Origin of the sequence: Parvibaculum sp. (genome assembly GCF_035325945.1) — a bacterium.
In the GTDB taxonomy this organism is placed as follows: domain Bacteria; phylum Pseudomonadota; class Alphaproteobacteria; order Parvibaculales; family Parvibaculaceae; genus Parvibaculum.
In genome coordinates this window covers 43,855-51,086 of record NZ_DAOKYX010000020.1, presented here as the reverse complement: position 1 = coordinate 51,086, position 7,232 = coordinate 43,855, and the positions used below count along the sequence as shown (strand labels likewise).

Below are 7,232 nucleotides of genomic sequence, written 5' to 3'. Positions count from 1 at the left end.
GGCTTCTTCCTGACCGCGGGCTTCCTCGGCATGATGTACTACTTCGTGCCGAAGCGCGCCGAGCGTCCCGTCTATTCCTACCGGCTTTCGATCGTCCATTTCTGGGCGCTGATCTTCACCTATATCTGGGCCGGCCCTCACCATCTGCACTACACGGCGCTGCCTGACTGGGCGCAGACCCTCGGCATGACCTTCTCGATCATCCTCTGGATGCCGAGCTGGGGCGGCATGATCAACGGCCTGATGACGCTCTCGGGCGCATGGGACAAGCTCAGGACCGATCCCGTGATCCGCATGCTCGTCGTCTCGGTCGCCTTCTACGGCATGTCGACCTTCGAAGGTCCGGTCATGTCGATCAAGGCGGTGAATTCACTCTCGCACTACACCGACTGGACGATCGGACACGTGCATTCCGGCGCGATGGGCTGGGTCGGCTTCGTGACCTTCGGCTCCGTCTACTGTCTCGTGCCCTGGCTCTGGAAGCGTCAGCGTCTCTACTCGCTCGCGCTCGTGAACTGGCACTTCTGGATCGCGACCCTCGGCATCGTGCTCTACATCACCTCAATGTGGGTGTCGGGCATCCTGCAGGGCCTGATGTGGCGCGCCTATGACGCGCAGGGCTTCCTCGTCTACTCCTTCGTGGAGACGGTCGCGGCGATGCATCCCTTCTTCGTCATCCGCGCATTGGGCGGTGCCCTCTATCTCGCTGGAGCCCTGATCATGGTCTATAATTGCTGGCGCACGATCCGCGGCGACATCCGCGAGAGCGAGCCTGTCGCCGAGCCTGTGGCAACGCCGCAGCTCGCCGCGCAGCCGGCTGAGTGAGGAGGATCGCATGTCCAGATTCACTCACGCCACGATCGAAAAGAACTCGATCCTCCTGCTTCTGCTCTCGCTCATGGCGGTGTCGATCGGCGGCATCGTCGAGATCGTCCCCACCTTCCTCATCAAGACGACGATCGAGGATGTGAAGGGCGTACGGCCTTACTCGCCGCTCGAACTGGCGGGTCGCAACATCTATATCCGCGAGGGTTGCTATCTCTGCCACAGCCAGATGGTCCGCTCGCTGCGGGCCGAGGTTGAGCGCTACGGCCACTATTCACTCGCGGCCGAGAGCAAGTACGACCACCCCTTCCAGTGGGGCTCAAAGCGCAACGGCCCGGATCTCGCCCGTATCGGCGGGAAGTATTCGGACGAATGGCATCGCCTGCATATGGAGAGCCCGCGCAAGATCGTGCCGGAATCGATCATGCCGGGCTACCCGTTCCTCGCCAGGACGCCGCTCAATTACAGGCAGATCGAGAACGACATGAAGGCGCTTCGCGTCACGGGCGTTCCCTATACGGATGAGGACATCGCAAATGCCAAGGCCGACCTGGAGGCGCAGGCTTCGAGCGAGGCCGACACCGAAGGGCTGATGGCGCGCTATCCAAAGGCCGTCGCGCGCGACTTCGACGGCAATCCGAAGGAGATCACGGAGCTCGACGCGATGATCGCCTACCTCCAGATGCTCGGTACCCTCGTGGACTTCAATGCCTACGAGAATGCCGACTTCAATCAGTGAGGTGACGCCATGATGGCACACGGATTCGCATCGGCATGGGCGGGTATGGCCGGCCTGGCGATCTTCATCACCCTGTTCGTGGCGGCGCTCGGCTATGCGCTCTGGCCGAGCAACGCGCGGACTTTTGAACATCTTGCACGCTTGCCGTTGAACGACGATGAAGGGGGCCCCCGGCCATGAGTGAGAAGGTGCATGTGGACGAGGTGTCGGGAACGACGACGACCGGCCATGAGTGGGACGGTATTCGCGAACTCAACAACCCTCTGCCGAAGTGGTGGGCCTATCTCTTCTTCGCGTGCATCGTGTGGGCGGTGGGCTACTGGGTCGTCTATCCGGCCTGGCCTTATCTCACGGGAGAGGGCTGGACCTACACGAAGGGCGTCGCCGGCTATACCGAGCGCAGCGAAGTCGCGACTCAGCTCAAGGCCCTCGCCGCGAGTCGCGCCGAAACGCTCAAGGTGATCGAAGAGACGCCCATCGAGGAGATCGCGAAGAACGAGAGCCTGCTGGAAGTGGCGCTCGCGGGCGGCAAGGCCGCTTTCGGCGACAATTGCGCGGGCTGCCACGGCTCGGGCGCGCAGGGCGGCAACGGCTTCCCCAATCTCAACGACGACGACTGGCTCTGGGGCGGCACGCTTGCCGACATTCAGACGACCATCGCCCATGGCATCCGCTGGGAAGCCGACGAGAACACGCGCCAGAACCAGATGCCGCGCTTCCTCGATGACGGCATGCTCAAGCGCGAGCAGGTGAACGACGTCGCCGAATATGTGCTCTTGCTCAACGATGCCGCGACCGATGCGAACGCGGCAAAGCGCGGCGCCGAAGTCTATGCCCAGAACTGCGTGTCGTGCCACGGCGCGGACGCGAAGGGCAATCAGGAGCTTGGCGCGCCGAACCTGACCGATGCGATCTGGCTCTATGGCGGCGACAAGGCCTCGCTCGTGGCGACGATCTCGCATGGCCGCAACGGCGTCATGCCGGCCTGGGGCGCTCGCCTCGGCACCGGCACGGTCAAGGAACTCGCTCTCTATGTCCACTCCCTCGGCGGAGGCAAGTAAGGCAGCGTAAAATGCCCCAGGAGAAGTTGAAGCTTCAGGCTCTTGCCGATGAAGCGGTGGCGGAAGTGAGGCCCGCCCTCTCCGGTGCGCAGCACCGCGAGGGGGAGGAGCCCATCGAGGCGGTGAATTCGCCGAACGTCATCCCGCTCTATGAAAGCCGGGTCAAGGTTCAGCCGAAACTCGTCCGGGGCACGTTCCGCCGCATCAAATGGATCGTGATGGCGGTGACGCTGTCGATCTATTACCTCACGCCCTGGCTGCGCTGGGATCGGGGACCGCATCTCCCCGATCAGGCCGTGCTGCTCGATTTTCCGGGCCGGCGCTTCTATTTCTTCTTCCTCGAGATCTGGCCGCAGGAATTCTACTACATCACCGGCCTGCTGATCCTCGCCTCCATCGGGCTCTTCCTTGTGACGAGCCTCGCGGGACGTGTCTGGTGCGGCTACACCTGTCCGCAGACGGTCTGGACCGATCTCTTCATCCTGATCGAACGCATGATCGAAGGCGATCGCTCGGCGCGCATCCGCCTCGACCGGAGCCCCTGGAGCTTCAACAAATTCTGGCGCAAGGGCGTCAAGCACACGCTCTGGATGGCGATCGCGGTGGCGACGGGCGGCGCGTGGATTTTCTATTTCGCCGACGCGCCGGCGCTGGCGGTGAGCCTCTTCACATTCGAGGCGCCCTATCTCGCCTATGTCTTCATCGCGCTCTTCACCTTTACGACCTATACGCTCGGCGGCATCGCGCGAGAGCAGGTTTGCATCTATATGTGCCCCTGGCCGCGCATCCAGGGCGCGATGTTCGACGAGCACTCCTTCCTTGTGAGCTACAAGGTCGATCGCGGCGAGCCGCGCGGCGCGCACAAGAAGGGCACGAGCTGGGAAGGGCGCGGCGATTGCATCGACTGCGCGCAATGCGTGGCGGCATGCCCCATGGGCATCGACATTCGCGACGGCATGCAGCTTGAGTGCATCCAGTGCGCGCTCTGCATCGACGCATGCAACGACGTCATGGATCGCGTCGGCCGCCCGAGAGGGCTCATCGCCTATGACACGCTCGGCAATGAGCAGCGCCGCAAGGCGGGCCTGCCGCCGAAGCTCAACCTCGTGCGCCCCCGCACCATCGTCTATTCGGTGGCGCTGGTCGCTGTGGCCGCCGTCATGCTCGTCGCGCTGGTGACGCGCCACACGCTCGAGGTCAGCGTTCTGCGCGACCGCAATCCGCTTTTCGTGACCCTGTCGGATGGCAGCATCCGCAATGGCTACAACGTCAAGATCATCAACAAGGAAGCCTATCCGCACACCGTGCGCGTCAGCGTCGAGGGTCTCGATGGCGCTCATCTCATCACCACTGCCGAAAATGGCGATCCCTCGCGCGTGGATGTCGGCGCCGACACGCTGAAATCGGTGAAGCTCTTCGTGAGCCTTCCCAAGGAGCGGCTCGGCCAGCTTCAGGACGGCGAGGCGCTGATCCGCTTTGTCGCTACAATTCCCGAAACCGGCAAGACGGCGCAGGTGGAGACGAGCTTCAGAGGGCCTGAACAATGACGGCGAACAACGCAACCTCCTCCGGTCCCGGCCGGTTCACCGGCTGGCATTTTCTCGCGATCTGCCTTGCGAGCTTCGGCATCGTCTTCGCGGTCAATGGCTACTTCATCTTCAAGGCGGTGGCGACTTTCGACGGTCTTGAGGTCAACGACGCCTATCAGAAGGGCCGGGCCTATAATCAGGTCATCGAGGCCATGGAGGTGCAGAAGGCGCGCGGCTGGAAATCCTCGCTCGATGTGAAGCCGGGCAGCGCGCCTCAGGGCACGCAACTTGTGCTCACGCTCGCCGATCGGGGTGGTGCGCCGCTCAACGGGCTCAAGGTGCGGGCGACATTCTGGCGGCCGGTCGTGGCGGGCGCGGATCAGGCGAAGCCGCTCGCGGAAACGGCGCCTGGCCGATACGAGGCGCAATTCCTGCTCCCCTATGACGGCGTGTGGGCGATCCGCGTCGCCGCCCTCGACGACAAGGGCGAAACCTTCGTCGAGGAAAAGCGCGTCTTCATCAAGGCCCGTTAGGTAAAGAGGCATGGCGGACACAGCGAGACACGAGCAACCCGTCACGGCGCCGAGGGTCGATCCCGGTGTCTTCGTGCGCGTCGCCGAGGACGGCGGCGAGGCGCGGCTCGATCTCGTGGTGCAGTCGATGCATTGCGCCGGCTGCATAGGCCGCATCGAGCGCGCGCTGAATGAACTCGAAGGCGTCACCTTCGCGCGCGCCAATCTTTCGACGAAGCGCGTTTCGGTGCGCTGGGACGCGGCGGCGCTCAAGGCTTCCGCCATTGTCGACAAGCTCGCCTCCATCGGCTTCGAGGCGGTTCCCTTCGATACGAAGCTCATGGGCGTGCTCGATGAGACGGAGGCGAAGAGACTTCTTCGCGCCCTCGGTGTCGCGGCCTTCGCCTCGATGAACGTGATGACCCTGTCGGTGTCGGTCTGGTCGGGGCTCGTCACCGACATGGAACCGGAGATGCGGGCCTTCTTTCATTGGGTGTCCGCGCTGATCGCGCTGCCGGCCATCGTCTATTCGGGCCAGCCCTTCTTCCGCTCCGCCTGGGCGAGCCTGAAGAAGCGGCAGATGAACATGGACGTGCCGATTTCGCTGGCGATCACGCTCGCCACAGCGATGAGCCTCGTCCAGACCATCGTCAATTCGGAGCACGTCTATTTCGACGCGAGCATCACGCTCATCTTCTTCCTCTTGATCGGCCGCTATCTCGACATTCAGGCGCGCAACCGCGCCTGCTCCGTGGCGCAGAACCTGCTGGGCCTTCGCGCGGTCGCTGCGACCGTCATAGAGGCGGACGGCACGCAGCGCTCCGTCGCGGTCGAGACGCTGGAGCCGGGCATGGTCGTCGCCGTCGCGGCGGGTGCCCGCATTCCCGCCGACGGCCTCGTCGCCAGCGGCAAGAGCGACGTCGATACGAGCCTGGTGACGGGCGAGAGCGTGCCGGAAGCGGTCCGCCAGGGCACGCCCGTTTTCGCGGGCACGCTCAACATGACGGCGCCGCTCAGCGTCACGGTGACGGCGCGTGATGAAAACTCGCTCCTCTCCGAGATCGTCCGCCTCATGGAGACGGCCGAGCAGGGACGCTCCGCCTATGTCCGCATCGCGGATCGCGCCGCGCGCATCTATGCGCCCTGCGTCCATGTTCTCGCGCTGACGACGGTCATCTTCTGGCTTGCCATGGGCGCCGGCTATGCGACCGCGCTCACCAATGCGATCGCGGTGCTGATCGTCACCTGCCCCTGCGCGCTGGGGCTTGCGGTGCCCGTGGTGCAGGTGGTGGCGACGGGACGGCTCCTGCGGCGCGGCGTGCTCGTGAAAGCGGCCGACGGGCTCGAGCGTCTGGCGGAGATCGACACCATCGTCTTCGACAAGACCGGCACTCTGACGCTGGGGCGGCCCGAACTTGTGAATGCGGAGAGCCACAGCGCCACCGACCTTTCCATGGCGGCAGCACTTGCGCGGACGAGCCGTCATCCGCTTTCCCGCGCGCTTGCCGAAAGCGTCGGCGCCGTGCCGCTGCCCGTGCTCTCCGACGTGCGTGAGGAGCCGGGGCAGGGGCTCGAAGGCACGCTCGACGGCCGGACGATCAGGCTCGGCAATCGCGACTGGGTCGGCGTCGCGGCGGCGGGTGACGAGGAGCATGGCGGCTCCGAGATCTGGCTGAAGCGTGGGCACGGCATGCCCGTCTGCTTCCGCTTCAACGATACGCTCCGCTCCGACGCGGTCGAGACCATTGCGGCGCTGAAGGCGCGCGGTTTCGCCATCGAGCTGCTTTCCGGCGATCGCGAGCCCGCGGCCCGCAGCGCCGCCGATGCGCTCGGCATTTCCGTCTGGCGGGCGGGCGCCAGGCCCGATGCGAAGATCGCGCGCTTGAAGGAACTCGCCGATCAGGGCCGCAAGGTTCTGATGGTGGGCGACGGGCTCAACGATGCGCCTGCGCTGCGGGTCGCGCATGTCTCGATCTCGCCTGCAAGCGCCGCCGATGTGAGCCAGGTCGCCGCCGATTTCATCTTCCAGGGCGCGAAGCTCGCGCCCGTCGTCGAGGCGATCGAGGTGGCGCGGAAATCCCGCCGCCTCGTTTTCGAGAATTTCGGGCTCTCGCTCGCCTATAATGCGGTCGCGATCCCGCTCGCCTTTGCGGGTTTCGTGACGCCGCTCATTGCCGCCATCGCGATGTCGGCGTCCTCGATCACGGTGACGCTGAATTCGCTGCGTCTGAACCGGGGGCAGAAGGCGGAGGTGCGCCTATGAGCGTTCTCGTCTATCTCATTCCGGCTGCGCTTCTGCTCGGCGCGCTGGGCCTTGCCGGTTTTCTCTGGTCGCTCAAGACCTCGCAATATGAGGATCTCGACGGCGCGGCCGAGCGCATTCTTCTCGACGATGACGACAAGCCTCTCTGAGTCATCGGGCGCTGCCTGCCGTCGCGGTTTGATACCGAGGCCCGAATTTCCTTGACAGGGGCGCGCCTGCTTGGCGCCATCGATGCCGGGTTGACGACGGAGCAATGCGCTGAAAGCAGAGACCATGCCGGGTGGGGATTGGAGAGGGCCGCGT

General features: G+C 64.6%; 8 protein-coding genes. All 8 read left to right on the top strand.

The window, feature by feature from the left end; genetic code table 11:
• The coding region (locus PKA57_RS10655) for a cbb3-type cytochrome c oxidase subunit I (protein ID WP_324300353.1) at positions 1-825 on the top strand (825 nt) is incomplete at its 5' end.
• Between the two features lie 10 nt (positions 826-835).
• On the top strand, positions 836-1,564 hold the full coding sequence (gene ccoO, locus PKA57_RS10650; RefSeq protein ID WP_324300351.1) for a cytochrome-c oxidase, cbb3-type subunit II: 729 nt from the start codon (positions 836-838) through the stop codon (positions 1,562-1,564).
• Positions 1,565-1,573: 9 nt separating this feature from the next.
• The gene (locus PKA57_RS10645) at positions 1,574-1,744 is read left to right on the top strand and encodes a cbb3-type cytochrome c oxidase subunit 3 (protein WP_324300350.1); all 171 of its coding nucleotides are present in this window, start codon (positions 1,574-1,576) and stop codon (positions 1,742-1,744) included.
• Positions 1,741-2,625 (top strand): cytochrome-c oxidase, cbb3-type subunit III, encoded by an 885-nt coding sequence (gene ccoP, locus PKA57_RS10640; protein WP_324300348.1) that lies wholly within the window; start codon positions 1,741-1,743, stop codon positions 2,623-2,625. Before PKA57_RS10645 ends, ccoP begins: the two co-directional genes overlap by 4 nt.
• An 11-nt stretch (positions 2,626-2,636) precedes the next feature.
• Entirely contained in the window at positions 2,637-4,172 is a 1,536-nt protein-coding gene (gene ccoG / locus PKA57_RS10635) for a cytochrome c oxidase accessory protein CcoG (RefSeq protein ID WP_324300346.1), read from the top strand.
• A complete protein-coding gene (locus PKA57_RS10630) occupies positions 4,169-4,687 on the top strand; it encodes a FixH family protein (RefSeq protein WP_324300344.1) in 519 nt (172 codons plus the stop codon). Before ccoG ends, PKA57_RS10630 begins: the two co-directional genes overlap by 4 nt.
• 10 nt (positions 4,688-4,697) lie before the next feature.
• Complete coding sequence (locus PKA57_RS10625; protein WP_324300343.1) at positions 4,698-6,929, top strand: heavy metal translocating P-type ATPase; 2,232 nt, start codon at positions 4,698-4,700, stop codon at positions 6,927-6,929.
• Positions 6,926-7,078, top strand: a complete 153-nt coding sequence (gene ccoS / locus PKA57_RS10620) for a cbb3-type cytochrome oxidase assembly protein CcoS (protein ID WP_324300341.1) — start codon at positions 6,926-6,928, stop codon at positions 7,076-7,078. The genes PKA57_RS10625 and ccoS overlap by 4 nt, the downstream gene beginning before the upstream one ends.
• The last annotated feature ends 154 nt before the right edge of the window (positions 7,079-7,232 follow it).

What these genes read in the sequence shown, in the direction of transcription:
- PKA57_RS10625 (WP_324300343.1), top strand. Translation starts at nt 4,698, where the DNA reads ATGGCGGACACAGCGAGACACGAGCAACCCGTCACGGCGCCGAGGGTC.
- PKA57_RS10630 (WP_324300344.1), top strand. Translation starts at nt 4,169, where the DNA reads ATGACGGCGAACAACGCAACCTCCTCCGGTCCCGGCCGGTTCACCGGC.
- ccoP (WP_324300348.1), top strand. Translation starts at nt 1,741, where the DNA reads ATGAGTGAGAAGGTGCATGTGGACGAGGTGTCGGGAACGACGACGACC.
- ccoO (WP_324300351.1), top strand. Translation starts at nt 836, where the DNA reads ATGTCCAGATTCACTCACGCCACGATCGAAAAGAACTCGATCCTCCTG.
- ccoS (WP_324300341.1), top strand. Translation starts at nt 6,926, where the DNA reads ATGAGCGTTCTCGTCTATCTCATTCCGGCTGCGCTTCTGCTCGGCGCG.
- PKA57_RS10645 (WP_324300350.1), top strand. Translation starts at nt 1,574, where the DNA reads ATGATGGCACACGGATTCGCATCGGCATGGGCGGGTATGGCCGGCCTG.
- ccoG (WP_324300346.1), top strand. Translation starts at nt 2,637, where the DNA reads ATGCCCCAGGAGAAGTTGAAGCTTCAGGCTCTTGCCGATGAAGCGGTG.